Genomic DNA, 18,388 nt, shown 5'->3' on the forward strand with positions numbered 1-18,388 from the left:
CATTTCACCCATGGACATCACCGCCGCCACCGTGCGCTCCACCGCCCGCGTCATCCGCCCCTTCCACACCTTCGAAGGCGAGGGATTCCCGGTCCGCAGGCCCTTCCCGCAGCCCGAACTCCCTTACCTGGACCCCTTCCTGATGGTCGACCAGGTGGGACCCCACCAGCTCGCCCCATACGAGGCGAAGGGCGCCCCCGCCCACCCCCACCGCGGGTTCGAGACCATCCAGTACGTCATCGACGGGGCCATGGAGGACATCGACTCCGAGGGCAACAAGCGGGTCATGAACCCCGGCGAGGTCCAGTGGCTCACCGCCGGCTCCGGCGTCGTCCACCTCGCCCGCCCCACCCCCGGCCTGCTCGCCGAGGGGGGACCGCAGCACCTGCTCCAGATATGGGTCAACCTCCCGGCCCGCCTGAAGTCGACGCCGCCGCGCGTCCAGTACGCCTCCCCGGCCGACATCCCCGCCGTCCCGACCGACGGCGGCGCCGAGCTCAAGGTGATCGCCGGTACCACCCACGGGGTGACCGGCCCCTTCGGGACCCACACCCCCGTGCTGGTGGTGCACGCCCGGCTCGCGGCGGGCGGCCGCGCCGAGTTCGACGTCCCGCGCGGGCACAACGCCGTGCTGTACGTGCTGTCCGGCAGCGCGGCCACCCCCGACAGCACGCTCCCGGACGGCCACCTCGCGATCCTCGGCCGGGACGGCGAGCGGTTCACGGTCGAAGCCCCGGAGGCGGCGGCCGAGGTGCTGGTCCTGGCGGGCGAGCCCATCGGCGAGCCCGTGGCCCGCAGCGGCCCCTTCGTCATGAACACCGTGGCCGAGCTCCGGCAGGCGGAGAGCGACTACCGTCGCGGCCTGATGGGGCGCGTCGCGGTGTGACCGCCCGGTGGAAGACCGAACGGTTCAGTTCATATACTGGACCTCCGCCCCCTCACCTGCGACGCGGCAGACGCGAAGGACCCCCATGGACGCCGAGACGACGAACGCCACCGACGAGTTCGGGATTCCGATCATCCCCGGCCCCTCCGACGCCGCCCAGCGCAAGCGGCAGGCGATCATCGACGCGGCGGTCACCGAGTTCCTGGCCGAGGGCTACTCCGCGGCCTCCATGGACGCCATCACCAGCCGCTCGGGCGTGTCCAAGGCGACGATCTACAAGCACTTCGGCAACAAGGAACGGCTGTTCCTCGCGGTCATCGCGGGCATCCTGCCCCAGACGTACGCCGGCCTGGAGCCCTGCAACTCCGCCCTCGCCGAGGCCCCCGACCTGCGGGAGGCGCTGATCCGGCTGCACACCGACTGGGCCCGGGTGCTGCTGCGCCGCGACATCGTGTCGCTGCGCCGTCTGGTCATCGGGGAGACGGAGCGCTTCCCGCAGCTGGGCCGGCTCTGGTACCGGGTCACCTACGACATGAACAACGGGCCGATGACCGAGGCCGTCGTCGAACTCAACAAGCGCGGACGGCTCGACACCCCCGATCCCGCGCTCGCCGTCCAGCAGCTGGTCGCGTCCACGGTCGGAGTCCTCCAGCTGGTCCACACCTTCGCGCCCGACTCGGAGATCGACGACGCCGAGCTCGCCCACGTCATCTCCGCCGGGGTCGACCTCTTCCTGGCGCGCTACGCCGTCCCGGGCGGGAAGTAGGCGTCAGGGGACCGGTTCCCCGCGGATCCCGTCGCCGACGAGGTTCGCGACGTGGTCGGTGATCGTGTCGAGGATGTCCGCCGAGACGGGGGCGGCGTCCTTGCCGAGGACGAGCAGACTCAGGGTCAGCCCGTCGGTCATGGCCGCCAGATAGCGGGCCAGGGTGGGGGCCGGGACCCGGAGCTCGAAGTCCATGCTGCGGCCCAGCTCTTCGATGAGTTCGGTGTAGGTGTCGGCGTACAGCTCGTACTGGCGCCGCGCGAGGTGCTCGAAGCCCGGCTGGCGCAGCGCGTACTGCGTGAGCTCGTAGGTGAGCATGTGCTCGCCGGGGTGGGCGCACACGTGCTCCCAGTACGCCCGGAAGCCGGCCCGGATGGTCTCCCGTAGGGTGGCCCGCGGCCGGATCGCCTCCTTCACCACCGTGATGTAGTGCTCGGTGATCGCCTCGATCACCGATTCCAGCAGCACCTGCTTGGAGTCGAAGCAGTAGTGGAAGACGCTCAGCGACACGCCCGCCTCGGCCGCGATGGACCGGGTCGTCGTCTTCGCGACGCCGTCGCGGGTCATCGCGCGGAGAGCGGCCTCGGTGAGCTGCCTGCGCCGCTCGGCCAAGGACTGCCGTGCCATGGGGTTCCCTTCGCGTTCGGGGAAGGCGGCCGGGGGGGGGGGGCCCGCCCCCCCCCCCCGGCCGCCCCGGGTCAGCTGCTGTACACGCCGACCTCGTGCAGGGAGTAGCCCCACTGAGTGGCGCGCTGGACCCCCTGGACGCGGACGTAGCGGGCCGTCACCCCGGAGAACCGGGCGGTGTCCAGGCCGCCGTCACTCGTGGTCGTGGACCACACGTTCTGCCAGGTGCTGCCGTCCGTGGAGACCTCGATGCGGTACGCCTTCCCGTACGCGCGCTCCCAGTCGAGGGTGACGCGCCCCACGAGGCTCGCGGAACCGAGGTCGATCCGCAGCCACTGGTCGTCGTTCCACTCGCTCGCCCAGCGGCTGCCCGAGTCGCCGTCCACGGCCCGGCCGGGGGAGAAGTCGACGAACGGGTTCCACCACTGGCTGGTGGAGGCCGACGCGGACGAGCCCGTGGCGAGGTTGACCCCGGCCTTGTGCTTCTCGGAGTTGCCCCAGGTGGTCAGGTAGGACTCCGCGCCCTTGAACAGGTCGTCCACCACGCCTTGCCCGCCGACGTTGCGGATGTCCTCGATCCAGTCCGGGACCAGGCCGTAGTGGGCGGCGCCGTCGGTGTTGAGGTCCCAGGTGCGCGAGCCGGTGGTCTGCCTGTCGATGACGGAGCCGCCGTCGGTGCTGCGGAAGGGGTAGCGGACCGGGTTCGGGGCGTCCGCGCCGCGCGGTCCGGGCCAGCCGCCGACGCCGTTCATGTCGGTGCCGTAGCCGTAGCCCACGTTGTACTTGTCGCGCAGCGCGTCCGTGCGCTTGGCCTCGGCGCTGAATCCCTCGGCGCCGCTCATGTAGCTGGCGACGAAGCCGCCGAGCTTGTAGACCCGCTCGGTCCAGTCCAGGTCCATCCAGCTGTGCGAGGAGATCACGCCCGGGTACGACTCGGACTCCAGGATGTCGAAGGCCCGGCCCGCGGCCTTGACGCCCATGTGGTCGATCTCCAGCATCATCTTGCGTTTCATCAGCCCGCGCACCGCGTACTCGCCGAGTTCGGTGAGACCGCGGGAGTTGCACCGCGCGTCCGCCGCGTACGAGGGCACCGACACGCCTGCCGGGAGCTCCTTCTGCGCGGCGGGCGCCGCCGCGAGCCCGATGGGGTTGTCGTGCTGCGGGCCGGTGCACTGCTCCGTCTGCCAGAAGGTGCCGGTCGACAGGAACTGGCCCACGTTGATCGCGGTGCCGAGCGCACCCTCGTCGAAGCGGACCCCGCACAGGGCGTTGTCGAACTTGTGGCACAGGAACATGCTGCGCACGCCGAGGCGGTGCAGTTCGTCCAGGCCGCGGTCGATGTCCGCCTTGCTGCACTGCCCGACGTCCAGGATCTGCTTGCAGCCGAAGGGCTCGGAGGTCTCCACGCCCAGGATGACGGCCAGCTTGCCCTGCTTGATGACGTCGCGGGCCTGGGCGGAGTCGGTGACGATGCGGAACCAGCCCTTTCCGGGGCCGCCGTACATCTTGTCGATGAACGCCTGCATGTCGTAGGTCTTCTGCGCCTCCAGGCGGATGGCGGTCATCTCGTCGCAGCCGCGGTCCTTGAAGAAGTAGACCGAGCAGATCACCCCGTTGGTGACGAGGTCGTTGACGAGGACGCGCTGGCCGCCGCGCCAGGCCCGCTCCACCCAGGCGTAGTAGTTCTGCTGGTGGGTGAGCGAGTCGTGGGCGGGCCAGTCCTTGAAGGTCGGCCAGCCGTTCGGGTCGTGCTTGCCGTCACCGCCCTTGGTGATGAAGTCGAAGACGGCGAGCGTGCCGTCGGGGTAGTGCTCGGGGCAGTCCTTGAGCGCGTCGGCGACGCCCAGGTCGGAGAACGGCTTGCCGCAGATGAGCCGGCCGCCGAAGCCCTCGTTGGACATGAGGTGGTCGTGCGCGTCGACGAAGCCCCGGACCCGCCCCTGGGCGTCGGTCCCCTTGAAGGGCTCGCCGGTGACGTTGATCTGGGAGTCGGGCGCGGGCCGCGCGACCGGGTTCCACCAGTCGGCGTCGGAGGCGGCGGAGCTGGGCACGGGGCCGAGCACCATGGCCACCACGGCGAGGAGCAACGACAGAACCGCGAGCGGCCTTCGCCTGCGGTGTGGGGGTCGGGTCATGGTCATCACTCACGTCTTCGGCTGGATTGTCATGGACCACACAAGGTTGGGAACGAGGATGGCTACCGGCGGTAACACAGTCAAGAGTCCGGGACGGTTGACCTGATGTGCCGTCAGGCCGCGTTCTCAGGTAGTCTCGATATGTGAAACAAGTTGTCTCACATTCCGGCATGCTGGTTAGGGTGAGGCATGAACGAGGAGCGGATACCGCGCAGTTGGCTGATGCTGGCCCTGGGTACCGGCGGCCAGACCGCCAGTACCGTCGTGCTCTACGGACTGCCCTACCTGCTCCCCGCCTTCCAGCGGGAACTCGGGCTCTCGCTGGGCGCCGCCGGCCTGCTCGTCACCTGCCCGGTCATCGGGATCCTGCTCGGCCTGATCGGCTGGGGCGTGGTCGCCGACCGGTACGGGGAGCAGAAGGCCCTGGCCACCGGACTGCTGGCCGCCGCCGGGGTGCTGGCCGCGGCGGCATCCGTACGCGGCGTGTGGGCGGTCGGCGCGCTGCTGGTCCTCACCGGGGCCACCGGATGCTCCGTCCACTCGGCCTCCGGGCGCCTGGTCATCGGTTGGTTCCCGCCCGACCGGCGCGGGATCGCGATGGGCGTCCGACAGGCCTCACAGCCGCTCGGCACCGGGCTGGCCGCCGCCGCCCTGCCGCCGATCGCCCACCACGGCGGCCTGTCCGCGGCCTTCGGCTTCTGCGCCGCGCTGTGCGGGGTCACGGGGCTGGCCATCGCCCTGTTCGCCGTCGACCCGCCGCGACCCGGCCGGCCGGCCGGCGTACGGACCTCCGTGCCCTACGGCGGCGGCTACCTGTGGCGGCTGCACGGCGCGGCCGCGGTGCTGTGCGTGCCGCAGTTCGTGGTGACCGGGTTCTCCCTGCTCTTCCTGACCGAGGCGCGCGGCTGGTCCCCGGCCGCCGCCGGCGGGGTACTGGCCGTGGCCAACCTGGCCGGGGCCGGGGTGCGGCTGTTCGCGGGCTGGTGGTCCGACCGGGTGGGCGGCCGGATCCGCCCGATGCGGCTGCTCGCGGCGGCCACGGCGGCGAACCTGGTCCTGCTCACGGCCGGAGCCGCCTGGGACTCGCCGTTCGCCACGGCGGCCCTGCTGCTCGCCTCGGGTCTGACGGTCAGCACCAACGGGCTGCACAACACGGCCGTCGCCGAGTACGCCGGCCCCGAGTGGGCGGGCCGGGCCCTGGGAGTGCACGGGATGGGGCAGCACGCCGCGGTGGTCCTCGTCCCGCCGCTGGTCGGCGCGCTCATCGCCGACCGGGGCTACACCCCGGCCTTCGCGCTGACCGCGCTGTTCCCCGTACTGGCGGTGGCGCTCCTGCCGACCGCCGACCGGGCGGCGTTCTGGCCGGGGCCGGTCGCCCGGGGCGGTGCGCCGCGTACGGCGGAGGTCTCCCGCTGACCGGGCGCGTCTCCCCGCCGCGGCCTACCGTCGAGGTATGAGCGGGATTCTCGTGGTGTACGAGCTGGCGGGCGACGACGCACGGTCGGTCCTGCGCGTGCATGCGGTCCCTGCCGCCCCCGGAACGACCTCGGTGCCCGGCCCGCGGACCTTCTGCGGCCGGGACACCTTCGCCATGGAAGCGGCCCCGGCCGAGCCGCACGCGGATCCCGGGGCCCCGTGGTACGCCCCGGAGCACGCCGGCCGGATCTGCCCCGCCTGCGACGACGCGGTGGGCAACGGCTGACGTCCCCCACGCACAGGAAGGCCGAACCATGCCCATCGCCACCGTGAACCCGGCCACCGGCCAGACACTGCAGACCTTCGACGCCCTCGGCGCGGCCGGCGTCGAGCGGTGCCTGGCGGACGCCGCGGAGACGGCCGCCACCTACCGGCGCACCTCCTTCGCCGAGCGGCGCGGGCTCCTGATCCGCGCGGCCGAGCTCCTGGAGGAGGAGCTGGAGGACATCGCGCGGACCATGACCACCGAGATGGGCAAACCGCTCGCGGCGGCCCGCGCCGAGGCCGCCAAGTGCGCGAAGTCCATGCGCTGGTACGCCGACCGCGCGGAATCCCTCCTCTCCGACGAGATGCCCGCCGACGTCGACGTGAGCGACGCCGGGGCCTCCGCGGTCCGCGTCTCCTACCGGCCGCTCGGGGTGATCCTCGCCGTCATGCCGTGGAACTTCCCGCTCTGGCAGGTCGTCCGGTTCGCCGCGCCCGCCCTGATGGCCGGCAACGTGGGCCTGCTCAAGCACGCCTCGAACGTGCCCCGGACCGCCCTCTACCTCGGCGACCTCTTCCACCGGGCCGGCTTCCCCCGCGGCTGCTTCCAGACCCTGCTCATCGGTTCGGCGGCCGTGGAGGGCGTGCTGCGCGACCCCAGGGTGGCCGCGGCCACCCTGACGGGCAGCGAGCCCGCCGGCCGCGCGGTCGCCGCCGTGGCCGGGGACGTGGTCAAGAAGACCGTCCTGGAGCTGGGCGGCAGCGACCCGTTCGTCGTGATGCCGTCCGCCGACATCGCCCAGGCCGCGCGGACCGCGGTCACCGCCCGGGTACAGAACAACGGACAGTCCTGCATCGCCGCCAAGCGCTTCATCGTCCACACCGACGTCCACGACGAGTTCGCCGAACGCTTCACGGCGGGCATGGCGGCCCTCACGGTGGGCGACCCGATGGAGGAGACCACCGATGTGGGCCCGCTGGCCACCGAGGCGGGCCGGAGTGACCTGGAGGAGCTGGTCGACGACGCCGTGGAGCACGGCGCGACGGTCCTGTGCGGCGGCCGGCGCCCGCCCGGGTTCGAGAACGGCTGGTTCTACGAGCCGACGATCCTCGCGGACGTCACCCACGCCATGCGCATCGACCAGGAGGAGGCCTTCGGCCCCGTCGCCACGCTCTACCGAGTGGACAGCCTGGACGAGGCCGTCGAGCGGGCCAACGACACGCCCTTCGGCCTCAGTTCCAACGTATGGACCCGCGACGACGCGGACATCGCCCGCTTCGCGGACGACCTCCAGGCGGGCGGCGTCTTCGTCAACGGTATGACCGCCTCGCACCCGGCTCTCCCCTTCGGCGGCGTCAAGCGGTCCGGCTACGGGCGCGAGCTGTCCGGCCACGGCATCCGAGAGTTCTGCAACATCACCACGGTCTGGCAGCGCTAGGCGGTTGCTCCGGCCGCGCCGAGCTGCGCGGGGGCGAGTGCGATCGTATCGATCGTATCGAGCTATATGAGCGGGAGAATCTTGACGATCGAATTCTGGCTCCATAGAGTCGGCGCGGCCTCACCCAGCCGCAAGGAGCACCCCACATGCCTGTGCGCCGCCCGCGAACCCTGCTCGCCATGGCCCCCGAGCTTCTGCCCCGCCTGCTGGACGACGCCACGGCGCGCCGCCTCCACGAGGTGGCCGCGCTCGATCCGGAGTGCGTCGCCGACGACTTCGGCAGACCCGGGGTGGCGGCCGCGCTGGCGGAGGCCGAGGTCCTGCTCACCTTCTGGGGGGCGCCGCCCGTCGACGCGCGGGCGCTCGCGGCCGCGCCCCGGCTCAAGGCCGTCGTGCACGCCGCCGGTTCGGTGAAACACCTGGTCACCGATGCCTGTTGGGACCGCGGCATCACGGTCTCCTCCGCCGCCCTGGCCAACTCCCTGCCGGTGGCCGAGTACACCGTCGCCATGGTGCTGCTCTCCAACAAGCGCGTGCTGGACCTGCGCGAGGAGTACCGCCGCGTCCGGGGCCTGCGCCACGACTGGCACCAGCGGTACGGCCACGTCGGCAACTACCGCCGGACCGTGGGCATCATCGGCGCCTCCCGGATCGGCCGCCGCGTCATCGCACTCCTGCGCCCGTACGATCTCGAACTCCTCGTGTACGACCCGTACCTGAGCGAGCGCCAGGCGCAGCGGCTCGGTGCACGGGTCGTGGGGCTCGACGAGCTCTGTCGCGCCTCCGACGTGATCAGCCTGCACGCGCCGGCGCTGCCCGAGACGCGGGCGATGATCGACCGCCGGCGGCTGGCCCTGATGCGTGACGACGCCACTCTGATCAATACGGCCCGCGGCTCGCTGGTGGACGGGGCCGCGCTGACCGAGGAGTTGGCCTCGGGCCGCCTGCGAGCGGTCATCGACGTCACCGAGCCGGAGGTCCTGCCGGCCGACTCCCCCCTCTACGACCTGCCGAACGTGCTGCTCACCCCGCACATCGCGGGTTCCCTGGGCAACGAGCTCCACCGGATGGCGGATTCCGCCATCGCCGAGATCGCCCGCTATGCCGCGGGCCTGCCGTTCGCGCACGGAGTCCGCCGCGAGGACCTCGACCGGACCGCCTGAAAGGCTGCTCCGCGCCCCGGACTGATCGTATTGAGCAATAGTTCATATGCTCTTGACGTTCAAGATGCGGCGGGCGAATGATTCAACCCGTTCAGCCCACTCGCCACAGGAGCAGCTCATGAAGGCTCAGTCCTCGCGTGCGTACGGCGCGGTGGCCGCAGCGGTGTCCCTCGCCCTGCTGACCTCCGCCTGCGCCGGTTCCGACTCCACCGCCTCGGCCGCCTCCGAGGAAGGCGGCAAGCCCGTCACCCTCACGTACTGGACCTGGACCGGTGGCGCCGAGGCCGCGGCAGCCGAGTTCAACAGGACGCACCCCGACATCCAGGTGCGGTTCTCCCAGATTCCGGGCGGCGCCGACGGCTACAGCAAGATCAGCAACGCGATCAAGGCGGGCGACGCACCGGACGTGGCGACCATCGAGTACAACGTGGTCCCGGAGTTCGCGAGCCAGGGCTTCCTGGAGGACCTCACCGCGTCCTCCGCCGAGCTGGTCAGGAAGAGCTTCCCCGCCGGCGTCCAGAACCTGGTGACCTTCGGCGGCAAGACCTGGTCGGTCCCCTTCGACGCCACCCCGCAGGTGTACTTCTACCGCAAGGACCTCTTCGAGAAGTACGGCGTGAGCGTCCCCACGACCTGGGACGAGTACCGCGCGGCCGCCGAGAAGATCAAGGTCGCCGACCCCGAGGCGCGGATCGGCTCCTTCCCGACGGACGCCCCGCTGGAGGCGGCCCTGTCCTGGCAGGCGGGCGCCAAGTGGTTCGAGGTCAAGGGAGACGGCTGGAAGCCCGCGATCAACGACGCCGCCTCCCGGAAGGTCGCCGACTTCTGGCAGGGCATGCTCAAGGACGACCTGGTCTTCAACTACGGCGCCGGCACCCCGCAGGAGAGCAAGTCCAAGGCCGACGGCACCAGCGTCAGCGTCCTGGGCGCCTCCTGGAGCGCGGGCGGCATGATCTCCGCCATGCCCGACCTCAAGGGCAAGTGGGGCATCGCCCCCGTCCCCCACTGGGGCACCCCGGCCACCGGCATGTACGGCGGCACGAGCTTCGCCGTACCCAAGGGCAGCAAGCACGCCAGGGCCGCCGCCGAGTTCATCAAGTGGGTGACCACCGACCCGGCCGCGATGACGGCCCGCATCGGAGCCCTGAAGAACCCGAGCAGCGCCCTGCCCGCGAACCCGGCCATGGCCGACGTGGCCGCCAAGGCCTTCGACACCTCCTACTTCGGCGGCCAGGACCTCTACAAGCTCACCGGCGACCAGATCGCCACGATCGTCCCCGGATGGACCTGGGGCCCGGTCTGGGGCAAGGTCAACGCCGACTTCAAGGACGAGGCCGCCAGGAACGGCCTGGCGAGCGGACTGGACAAGGCCCAGGAATCGGCCCGCACGGCGATCGAGAGCCGCGGTCTCAAGCTCGCCAAGTGACCCAGCCGGGGGCCGCCGCACACCGCGCCGGCTCCTCCTCGGAACCCCACGCGCCGCCAAGGAGCACCCCCGTGCACGCACCGCCCACCGCCCCGGCAGCCGCCGGCACCACGCCGCGCCGCACACGACGCGGCGCCGTGGTCCTCTTCCTCTCCCCGTTCTTCGCGCTGTTCGCCGTCGTGACGGTGGCGCCGGTGGCGTACGCGGGCTGGATGAGCCTGTACCGCGAGCAGTCCTCGGGGCTCGGGTTCGGGGGAGTGGAGCGCACCTTCGCGGGCCTGGCCAACTACGCCGCGGTGCTGGCCGATCCGGCGTTCCGCGCGTCGTTCCTGCACGTGGCCTCGTACTGCCTGGTGTACATACCCGTGATGATCGGCGGGGCGCTCGCCGCGGCCCTGCTGGTCGACTCGGCCCACGCCCGGGCCAAGCGCTTCTTCCAACTCGCCCTCTTCCTGCCGCACGCGGTACCCGGACTGATCGCCGCGATCATCTGGATCTACCTCTACACCCCCGGCCTCAGCCCGGTGATCGAGTGGATCGACGCCACGGGCGGCAGCTGGAACTTCTTCTCACCCGCCCACTCCCTGTCCTCGATGGTCAACATCGCCGTCTGGCAGTGGATCGGCTACAACATGGTGATCTTCTTCGCCGCCCTCCAGGCCGTGCCCCGCGAGATCGTCGAGGCCGCCACGGTGGACGGCGCCGGTGCCTGGCGCATCGCCCTCGGCATCAAGGTGCCGGTCATCCGCTCCTCCGTGGTCATGACCGTCCTCTTCACCTGCGTCGGGGCCGTCCAGCTCTTCACCGAGCCCACACTGCTCTCCGACCGGGCACAGGCCCTCGGCAAGGACTGGTCGCCCACCATGTACATCGTCGGCAAGGCCTTCGTCGACCACGACTACGCGGCCGCGGCCGCCGCCTCGCTCCTGCTGGCCCTCGTCGCCGGAGCGCTGTCCTTCGTGGTGACCCGGATCGGGAAGCGGTGGCAGGAAGCATGAGCACGCGATCGGTCTCCCGCAGCGGCTGGTCCTCCAAAGCCGCCGTCAACACGGTGCTGTTCGTCCTCGCCGCCTACACGCTGATGCCGGTCAGCTGGCTGCTGATCGCCGCCACCAAGAACCGCCGCGACCTCTTCGGTACCAACGGCTTCAGCCTGGGAGACTTCAACCTCTTCTCCAACATCCAGGAGGTCTTCAGCCACAGCGACGGCATCTACGGCCGCTGGCTCCTCAACACCCTCCTCTACGCCGTCGTCGGCTCGGCCCTCTCCTCCCTGATCTCCGTCGCGGCGGGCTACGCCTTCGACAAGTACGGCTTCGCGGGCAAGGAGAAGCTCTTCGGCGTCGTCCTCGCGGGCGTGCTCGTCCCCGGCGCGGTCCTGACCCTGCCGATGTACCTGCTGGCCTCCGAGGCCGGGATCACCGACACCTACTGGGCGCTGCTGATCCCCTCGCTGGTCAATCCGTTCGGCGTCTACCTCGCCCGGGTCTTCTCCGAGGGCTACGTCCCGTACGAGGTGATCGAGGCGGCCCGGGTGGACGGCGCGGGCGAGGTGCGCACCTTCCGCTCGATCGTCCTGCCGATGCTCGCCCCGGGCTTCACGACGCTGTTCCTCTTCTCCTTCACCGCGAGCTGGAACAACTTCTACGGCGCGCTCGTCATGCTGAACGACCGGAAGCTGTACCCCGTCAACCTCGGCCTCCACATGTGGAACGTGTCGACCACCGAGAGCCCCGAGATGTACGCCCTGGCCATCACCGGCTCCCTCATCGCCGTGGTCCCGCTGGTGATCGCCTTTCTCGGCCTCCAGCGCTTCTGGCGCTCGGGCCTGACGGCCGGGGCGGTGAAGTAGTCAGCCCAGCGCGACCTCGATCCGCTGGGTGGCCCCGGCCCGTCCGGTCAGGTCCCCGAAGGTGAGGGTGAGGGCGGAGCCCGTGGAGGTCGAGGTCACGGTGGCCGGCTTGGAGAGGACGGAGGCCACCGGCCGGTTCCACGTGACGGTGAGCCCGGTCTGCATCCGCATCGGGTCGGACACGCACACGGTGGCCGTGCCGTCGCCGTGCTCCCGTACGAGGACGCAGGCGGGCTTGTCGGCGGTCAGACCGCCGAGCGTCCCCGCGAACCAGAAGTTGACGGCGGTGACGCCGAGCGAGGGCACCGCGATGCCCTGCCGGTCGTTGTCGTTGGCGAGGACGGTCAGCCAGCCGGTGTCGGCGGCCCGCGCGGCGGTGGCCGCAGGGCCGGCGCCCGGCATCAGGATGTAGGAGCAGGAGGCGTTGACGGGGTCGACCCCGTGGTCGAACCAGAGGGTCAGATAGCGGCGGGTGATCGGGTCCGTGGTGCCGCCGGTGTTGATGTCGTGCCAGGAGCCGGTCCGGGCCTCGCGCAGCGCCCTCACGGTGGCCCCGCCGGGGAACACGTACCCGCCGTGACCGGCGATCTGCGCCCACTTGGCCCCGGTGAGGGTGGCCGACCAGCCGAGGGCGGTGGACTGGACGGCGCCGTTCACGGTGAGGGCCTGGCCGCCGCTCGCGCCGAGGTTGCGGTTCTCGACCACCGTCTCGACCGGGGTGCCGTCGGTGCTCCGGACGGAGCCCGCCAGGCCGACGATCGAGTCGGCCAGGCAGAACCAGGACTTCTTGGCGTACAGCGTGCTCGACAGCCCCCGCAGGAACTGGCCCAGCGCGGCGTACTCCCCGTCCGTGGCGCCGCCGACCCAGTTCACGTCCGGCCTCGGCAGCCCCCAGGCGCCGCCCTCGGCGTCGGCGAGCGGCTTGCGGGAGACGGTGGTCCCGGGCAGCCGGTACGGATCGACGGTGGGCCAGAAGGCGTCCGTGTACTGGCCGTTGGCGTACGTGTTCCCCCACCACTGGAGCATGCCGGCCCCGGCGTGCCAGCCGCGGAGGTTCTCCCCGTTGCCCGTCTCGTAGAGGCCCATCCGCTTGGAGGCCATGCTGATCGAAGCCGCCCAGCCGGGCCGGCGGTGGACGGCACGGTCCATGCTCGGGAAGAGCCGGTGGGCGGTCGGTTCGGCGAGGGCGGTCACGGAGTTGTCGTCCCGCACCGCCTTGAGCCGGGCCAGCGCGGGGACGCTCAGGTCGGTGTCGGTGAGGACGGGGCTGTAGTAGTCCCGCTGCATCCAGCCCTTGACCAGGCCCCGCCAGCGCTGGTTCTCCGTACCGCTCGCGGCCGTGCCGAGCAGGGCGATGGAGGCCATGGTGCCGTGGCCGCGGCCGTGGTCGCCGCCCTGGAAACCGTAGGAGTTGGTGCGCGGGTTGCCCCGACTCGTGGCGCGGCCGGAGACCGCGTCCATCATCAGGCCGTTGAAGAGGAACGGCGCGAAGGAGGCCTCCACCGAGTCGAGGACGAGCTGCCGATGGGGATCGGTGACCGCCCAGGCCGATCCGCTCAACAGGGAGAAGAGGCCGGCCAGTCCGCCGAGCAGCACCGCGCCGTACGAGCCCGTGTAGGAGAGGTAGGTGTGCTGGACGAAGGACCCGTCGGCGTAGAAGCCGTCCCCGCTGGTGACGAACGGGAAGACGGGGGAGAGGGCGTCGCGGGCCAGCGCGATCTTGGCGGGGTTCTTGCCGAGGATGCCGCGCAGGGCCAGCGACCGGCAGAGGTCCACCCGGTTGGCGCCCGTGCTGGTTCCGGTGTAGGCGGCGACCGAGGAGTCCGGGACGAACGCGTCGACGGCGGCGAGGTGGTTGGCGATCCGGTCGGCGGACAGCTGGTCGTAGAGGACCGTGGTGATGTCCAACAGGAGCTGGGGCGAGCCGATCTGGAAGTCCCACCAGTTGCCGAACCGGCTCTTGGCCGGGTTGTAGGCCTGGTGGTAGACGTGGTCGAGACCCGTCACGACCTCGGTGAGGAGCGCGGTGTCGCCGGTCAGACCCGTGCCGGGCTGGGCGTACGCCTGGGCCATGGTGGCGAGCCGGGAGTAGCTGAGCGTGATCGAAGCGGACACCGTCAGGGGCAGGTCCGGCCAGAGCGATCCGCTCACCGGCGCCATGGTCGCGCGGTGTTCGGCCGCCTGACCGCCCATCAGGGCCAGCTTGGCGTCGAAGGGCGCGGCCGCGGGGTCGAACCCGCTGCCCAGGACCATCTCGCGCCACTTGAGGCGCAGGGTGTCGTACGCGTCGCCTGCGGCGAAGGCGGGAGCCGCCGAGGAGACGGCGGCCACGGGCGAGGCTCCGGCGAGGAGTGCGGCGCTGCCGGAAAGGCGCAGGAACGAACGGCGGGACCATGGGGTGGACATGGAGCCTCCAGGGCTGCGGCACGACCGGCCCGCCGGGCGGCGGGCCGCCCCGCCGACCGTTTCTAGCACGCGCTCGAAATGGCGCTCAAGAGGCGCGTAAAGATCGATACGCTCGAACGATCACCGGAAGCGGCCGTTCGGGTGGCACCCGCACCCGGTGCCGAGCTGCGGCGGCCGTCGCTCCGCGGAGCGCCGTAGGTTCGCTGCGGAACTCTTGGAGGCCCCATGGTGTCCGTCGACAAGACCGACGAAGCATCGAACGCGGTGGTCCAGGACGCCGTCACCGACCGGCGCGTGGCGTCCGGCTCCACCGTGCTGCGGATCCTGTCGACCACCGATCACAAGCTGATCGGCAACATGTACCTCGCCACCGCCTTCGCGTTCTTCCTCTTCGCGGGCGTCCTGGCCCTGCTCATGCGCGCGGAGCTCGCCCGGCCCGGCCTGCAGATCTTCTCCAACGAGCAGTACAACCAACTGTTCACGGTGCACGGCACCGTCATGATGCTGCTCTTCGCCACACCGACGTTCACGGGCTTCGCCAACGCGGTGATGCCCTTGCAGATCGGCGCACCCGACGTGGCCTTCCCCCGCCTGAACGCCTTCACCTACTGGGTCTACCTGTTCGGCGGCCTGACGGTGGTCAGCGGCTTCCTGACGGCGAGCGGGTCCGCGGCCTTCGGCTGGTTCGCCTACGCCCCGCTCAACGGCGCCGTCTACACACCCGGGGTGGGTGCGGACCTGTGGGTGATGGGCCTGGCCGTGTCGGGGCTCAGCACCATCCTGGGATCGGTCAACTTCATCACCACGATCGTCTGCCTGCGCGCGCCCGGCATGACCCTCTTCAGGATGCCGATCTTCACCTGGAACGTGCTGTTCACCTCGATCCTGGCGCTGCTGGCCTTCCCCGTTCTGACCGCGGCCCTCCTCGCGCTGGAGGCGGACCGCAAGTTCGGGGCCCACGTCTTCGACGCGGCGAACGGCGGGGCGCTGCTGTGGCAGCACCTGTTCTGGTTCTTCGGCCATCCGGAGGTGTACATCGTGGCGCTGCCGTTCTTCGGGATCGTCAGCGAGATCCTGCCGGTCTTCAGCCGCAAACCGATCTTCGGGTACGTGGCCCTCGTCGGCGCGACGATGGCCATCACCGGCCTGTCCGCCACCGTATGGGCCCATCACATGTTCGCGACCGGCGCCGTCCTGCTGCCGTTCTTCTCCCTCCTGTCCTTCCTCATCGCCGTCCCGACCGGGGTGAAGTTCTTCAACTGGATCGGGACGGCGTGGAACGGCTCCCTGTCCTTCGAGACGCCGATGCTGTGGTGCGTCGGCTTCCTGGTGACCTTCCTGCTCGGCGGGCTCACGGGTGTCCTGATCGCCTCGCCCCCCATGGACTTCCACCTCACCGACAGCTACTTCATCGTGGCGCACCTGCACTACGTGCTCTTCGGCACCATCGTCTTCGCCACCTTCGCGGGCTTCTACTTCTGGTGGCCGAAGCTGACGGGCAAGCTCCTCGACGAACGCCTCGGAAAGATCCACTTTTGGACCCTGTTCACCGGCTTCCAGCTCACCTTCCTCGTCCACCACTGGCTCGGCGAGCAGGGCATGCCCCGCCGGTACGCCGACTACCTGGCCGCCGACGGCTTCACCCTCCTCAACACCCTGTCCAGCATCGGCGCCTTCCTCCTCGGCCTGTCCACCCTGCCCTTCCTGTACAACGTGGCGCGGACCCACCGGTACGGCACGGCCGTGGGCGTCGACGACCCCTGGGGCTGGAGCCGCTCGCTCGAATGGGCCACGAGCTGCCCGCCCCCTCGGCACAACTTCGACGCCCTGCCGCGCATCCGCTCGGACTCACCGGCCTTCGACCTGCACCACCCGGAGGTGAAGTCGCCGTGAGGGCAGAGGCATGGATGTTCAGCGGTGTCGCCGTCTTCTTCGTCGTCACCGGCGCTGTCTACGCGCGGTATTCGACCGATCCGGCCGGCATCGCGGCCCTCGCGGTGTCGTTCCTGATGTCGGCGCTCATCGCCGCCTTCCTGTGGCGGCAGTACCACCGGGGCGGCGACCGGCCCGAGGACCGCAAGGGCGCGCAGGTGTCGGAGGGCGCGGACCGGCGGTTCTCCTTCCCCGCCCGGAGCTACGCCCCCGTGATCACGGCCGTCGGGGCGGCCCTGATCGGGCTGGGCGTGGTGCAGGGGCTGTGGCTGGCGCTCATCGGCTTCGGCGTCCTCGCACCGGGCGTCTTCGGATTCGTGTTCGGGACCGGGGACCGGGCCTCCTGACGGAGCGGCGGCCGGAGCGGTCAGCTCCCGGGTCCGGTCTCCCCGTCCCGGCCCGTCCGCCGCGGCGCCGCCAGGACTTCGGCGACCCGCCTGCGGTGGGTCTCCGTCATCGGGGGCACGAGCCGGTCCCGGTAGTACCACCGGCTGAGGGCCACGCGTAGCCGCTCCGCAGCGCGCCGGACCCCGCGCGGCCGTGCCGCGGGATCCGGACGGTCGGGCTCCGGGCGGACGGGCTCCGGGACCGCGTGCACGAGCAGCACGTGCCGCCGCGCGCCGTTCAGCGGCCGGTGCGACGGTCGGTATCCGCCCTCGACCGTCTGGCGCACCTCGTCGGTCTCCACCCCGTGCTCCAGCAGCTCGATGTCCCCGCGCTGGAGGGCGAGACAGACGCGCCGCGTGAGCCAGAAGGCGACGGGAGGTGCGAGGACCAGGGCGCACCTCAGGGTCCAGGTGATGGCCTGGACGCTGATGTCGGAGATGAAGGCGAGCAGGTCCTGCGCGCCCGCCAGCAGCAGCACCGTGTAGGCCGCGAGCACCGCCACGCCCAGGGCCGTGCGGACCGGCCGGTGCCGCGGCCGGTCGCACAGGTGCTGCTCCTCCTTGTCCGGGCTGATCCACCGCTCGAAGAAGGGGTACGCGTACAGGCCCGTGAAGAGCACCCCGGGCAGTACGACGCCGGGCACGAGCGGGTTCCACATCAGGGTGTGGCCCCACAGCCGGGTCTCGAAGCCGGGCATCAGCCGCAGCGCCCCCTCCAGGAAGCCGACGTACCAGTCGGGCTGCGCCCCCGTGGAGACCACGTCCGTCCGGTAGGGGCCGTACGCCCAGACCGGGTTGATCTGCGCCAGCGCCCCCAGCACGCCGAGCACGCCCGCGACCATGAAGAACAGGCCGGCCGACTTGGCCGTGTACTGCGCGAAGAACGGCTTGCCGACGACGTTGCGGGCGGTGTTCCCCGGGCCGGGCCACTGGGTGTGCTTCAGGTGGACGACCAGCAGCAGGTGGAGCGTCACCAGCCCGAGGAGCAGGCCCGGGACGAGGAGGATGTGCACAGGGTAGAGCCTCGACACGATGTCCTCGCCCGGGTACTCGCCGCCGAAGACGAAGAAGCTCAGATAGGTGCCGACCACGGGCAGCGACAGCATGATCCCCTGCGCCGTGCGCAGCCCGGTCCCCGACAGCAGGTCGTCGGGGAGCGAGTAGCCGGCGAAGCCCTCGATCAGGGCGAGGAGGAACATGGTCAGTCCGACCGTCCAGTTGACCTCGCGCGGGCGGCGGAAGGCCCCGGTGAAGAAGATCCGCAGCAGGTGCACCCCGATGGCCGCCACGAACACGAGCGCCGCCCAGTGGTGCATCTGGCGCAGCAGCAGACCGCCCCGGACGTCGAAGCTGATCCGCAGCGTGCTGGCGTAGGCCTCCGAGACCCGCAGGCCGCGCAGCGGGCCGTACGAGCCCTCGTAGGGCACGTCACCCATCGACGGCTGGAAGAAGAAGGCCAGCCAGGTGCCCGTCAGCAGGAGCACGATCAGGCTGTAGAGGGCGATCTCGCCGAGCAGGAAGGACCAGTGGTCCGGGAACGCCTTCCGGACGCCCCCCTTCGCGATCTCCGCGAGCGGCAGCCGGGCATCGAGCGCGGCCGCCGCGCGGCGCACCCGGTCCGCCGTGCGCGCTGTCTCCTCCGCCGGTGGCATGCGACCGAGCATGCCGCGCGCGGCGCCCGCTCCCGGGG

General features: G+C 71.1%; 15 protein-coding genes. 11 read left to right on the plus strand and 4 right to left on the minus strand.

Annotated elements, in window-relative coordinates:
• Window positions 1-10: 10 nt before the first annotated feature.
• Together ACGFYU_RS03750 and ACGFYU_RS03755 are read left to right on the plus strand one after the other, a co-directional pair.
• On the plus strand, window positions 11-886 hold the full coding sequence (locus ACGFYU_RS03750) for a pirin family protein (protein WP_393825596.1): 876 nt from the start codon (window positions 11-13) through the stop codon (window positions 884-886).
• 85 nt (window positions 887-971) lie between these two features.
• The gene (locus ACGFYU_RS03755) at window positions 972-1,652 is read left to right on the plus strand and encodes a TetR/AcrR family transcriptional regulator (RefSeq protein WP_393825597.1); all 681 of its coding nucleotides are present in this window, start codon (window positions 972-974) and stop codon (window positions 1,650-1,652) included.
• A 3-nt stretch (window positions 1,653-1,655) separates the two neighbouring features.
• Here ACGFYU_RS03755 and ACGFYU_RS03760 read toward each other — a convergent pair whose 3' ends face one another.
• The gene (locus ACGFYU_RS03760; RefSeq protein WP_393825598.1) at window positions 1,656-2,279 is read right to left on the minus strand and encodes a TetR/AcrR family transcriptional regulator; all 624 of its coding nucleotides are present in this window, start codon (window positions 2,277-2,279) and stop codon (window positions 1,656-1,658) included.
• A gap of 71 nt (window positions 2,280-2,350) precedes the next feature.
• A complete protein-coding gene (locus ACGFYU_RS03765; protein WP_393825599.1) occupies window positions 2,351-4,414 on the minus strand; it encodes a discoidin domain-containing protein in 2,064 nt (687 codons plus the stop codon).
• A 189-nt stretch (window positions 4,415-4,603) separates the two neighbouring features.
• Between ACGFYU_RS03765 and ACGFYU_RS03770 the strand changes: the two genes are divergently transcribed.
• From ACGFYU_RS03770 to ACGFYU_RS03800, 7 genes are all read left to right on the plus strand, one after another.
• On the plus strand, window positions 4,604-5,830 hold the full coding sequence (locus ACGFYU_RS03770; protein ID WP_393825600.1) for an MFS transporter: 1,227 nt from the start codon (window positions 4,604-4,606) through the stop codon (window positions 5,828-5,830).
• 37 nt (window positions 5,831-5,867) lie between these two features.
• Window positions 5,868-6,116 (plus strand): hypothetical protein, encoded by a 249-nt coding sequence (locus ACGFYU_RS03775; RefSeq protein WP_393825601.1) that lies wholly within the window; start codon window positions 5,868-5,870, stop codon window positions 6,114-6,116.
• Between the two features lie 28 nt (window positions 6,117-6,144).
• A complete protein-coding gene (locus tag ACGFYU_RS03780) occupies window positions 6,145-7,533 on the plus strand; it encodes an NADP-dependent succinic semialdehyde dehydrogenase (RefSeq protein ID WP_393825602.1) in 1,389 nt (462 codons plus the stop codon).
• Between the two features lie 146 nt (window positions 7,534-7,679).
• On the plus strand, window positions 7,680-8,696 hold the full coding sequence (locus tag ACGFYU_RS03785; RefSeq protein ID WP_393825603.1) for a hydroxyacid dehydrogenase: 1,017 nt from the start codon (window positions 7,680-7,682) through the stop codon (window positions 8,694-8,696).
• Between the two features lie 118 nt (window positions 8,697-8,814).
• Window positions 8,815-10,122, plus strand: coding sequence for an ABC transporter substrate-binding protein (locus tag ACGFYU_RS03790; RefSeq protein ID WP_393825604.1), 1,308 nt, complete (start codon window positions 8,815-8,817; stop codon window positions 10,120-10,122).
• 71 nt (window positions 10,123-10,193) lie between these two features.
• Entirely contained in the window at window positions 10,194-11,120 is a 927-nt protein-coding gene (locus ACGFYU_RS03795) for a carbohydrate ABC transporter permease (RefSeq protein WP_393825605.1), read from the plus strand.
• Window positions 11,117-11,974: a carbohydrate ABC transporter permease gene (locus tag ACGFYU_RS03800; RefSeq protein ID WP_393825606.1), complete on the plus strand. Its 858-nt coding sequence runs from the start codon at window positions 11,117-11,119 to the stop codon at window positions 11,972-11,974. Before ACGFYU_RS03795 ends, ACGFYU_RS03800 begins: the two co-directional genes overlap by 4 nt.
• Here the strand turns inward: ACGFYU_RS03800 and ACGFYU_RS03805 are convergent, their stop codons facing one another.
• Window positions 11,975-14,380, minus strand: coding sequence for a polysaccharide lyase 8 family protein (locus ACGFYU_RS03805; RefSeq protein ID WP_393825607.1), 2,406 nt, complete (start codon window positions 14,378-14,380; stop codon window positions 11,975-11,977). It abuts the gene before it with no gap.
• Between the two features lie 225 nt (window positions 14,381-14,605).
• Here ACGFYU_RS03805 and ctaD point away from each other — a divergent pair, with 225 nt between their 5' ends.
• Window positions 14,606-16,273 (plus strand): cytochrome c oxidase subunit I, encoded by a 1,668-nt coding sequence (ctaD, locus tag ACGFYU_RS03810; protein WP_393825608.1) that lies wholly within the window; start codon window positions 14,606-14,608, stop codon window positions 16,271-16,273.
• The gene (locus tag ACGFYU_RS03815) at window positions 16,270-16,659 is read left to right on the plus strand and encodes a cytochrome c oxidase subunit 4 (protein WP_393825609.1); all 390 of its coding nucleotides are present in this window, start codon (window positions 16,270-16,272) and stop codon (window positions 16,657-16,659) included. Before ctaD ends, ACGFYU_RS03815 begins: the two co-directional genes overlap by 4 nt.
• Window positions 16,660-16,679: 20 nt before the next feature.
• On the opposite strand, the gene ACGFYU_RS03820 is transcribed toward ACGFYU_RS03815, so the two are convergent.
• Window positions 16,680-18,350 (minus strand): cytochrome bc complex cytochrome b subunit, encoded by a 1,671-nt coding sequence (locus tag ACGFYU_RS03820; RefSeq protein ID WP_393825610.1) that lies wholly within the window; start codon window positions 18,348-18,350, stop codon window positions 16,680-16,682.
• Between the last annotated feature and the right edge of the window lie 38 nt (window positions 18,351-18,388).

It is taken from the genome of Streptomyces sp. NPDC048337 (genome assembly GCF_043201175.1).
GTDB lineage: Bacteria > Actinomycetota > Actinomycetes > Streptomycetales > Streptomycetaceae > Streptomyces.

Bases quoted from the DNA above. Each gene is read 5' to 3' on its own strand.
- ACGFYU_RS03750 (WP_393825596.1), top strand. From the start codon at position 11: ATGGACATCACCGCCGCCACCGTGCGCTCCACCGCCCGCGTCATCCGC.
- ACGFYU_RS03755 (WP_393825597.1), top strand. From the start codon at position 972: ATGGACGCCGAGACGACGAACGCCACCGACGAGTTCGGGATTCCGATC.
- ACGFYU_RS03760 (WP_393825598.1), bottom strand. From the start codon at position 2,279: ATGGCACGGCAGTCCTTGGCCGAGCGGCGCAGGCAGCTCACCGAGGCC.
- ACGFYU_RS03765 (WP_393825599.1), bottom strand. From the start codon at position 4,414: ATGACCCGACCCCCACACCGCAGGCGAAGGCCGCTCGCGGTTCTGTCG.
- ACGFYU_RS03770 (WP_393825600.1), top strand. From the start codon at position 4,604: ATGAACGAGGAGCGGATACCGCGCAGTTGGCTGATGCTGGCCCTGGGT.
- ACGFYU_RS03775 (WP_393825601.1), top strand. From the start codon at position 5,868: ATGAGCGGGATTCTCGTGGTGTACGAGCTGGCGGGCGACGACGCACGG.
- ACGFYU_RS03780 (WP_393825602.1), top strand. From the start codon at position 6,145: ATGCCCATCGCCACCGTGAACCCGGCCACCGGCCAGACACTGCAGACC.
- ACGFYU_RS03785 (WP_393825603.1), top strand. From the start codon at position 7,680: ATGCCTGTGCGCCGCCCGCGAACCCTGCTCGCCATGGCCCCCGAGCTT.
- ACGFYU_RS03790 (WP_393825604.1), top strand. From the start codon at position 8,815: ATGAAGGCTCAGTCCTCGCGTGCGTACGGCGCGGTGGCCGCAGCGGTG.
- ACGFYU_RS03800 (WP_393825606.1), top strand. From the start codon at position 11,117: ATGAGCACGCGATCGGTCTCCCGCAGCGGCTGGTCCTCCAAAGCCGCC.
- ACGFYU_RS03805 (WP_393825607.1), bottom strand. From the start codon at position 14,380: ATGTCCACCCCATGGTCCCGCCGTTCGTTCCTGCGCCTTTCCGGCAGC.
- ctaD (WP_393825608.1), top strand. From the start codon at position 14,606: ATGGTGTCCGTCGACAAGACCGACGAAGCATCGAACGCGGTGGTCCAG.
- ACGFYU_RS03820 (WP_393825610.1), bottom strand. From the start codon at position 18,350: ATGCCACCGGCGGAGGAGACAGCGCGCACGGCGGACCGGGTGCGCCGC.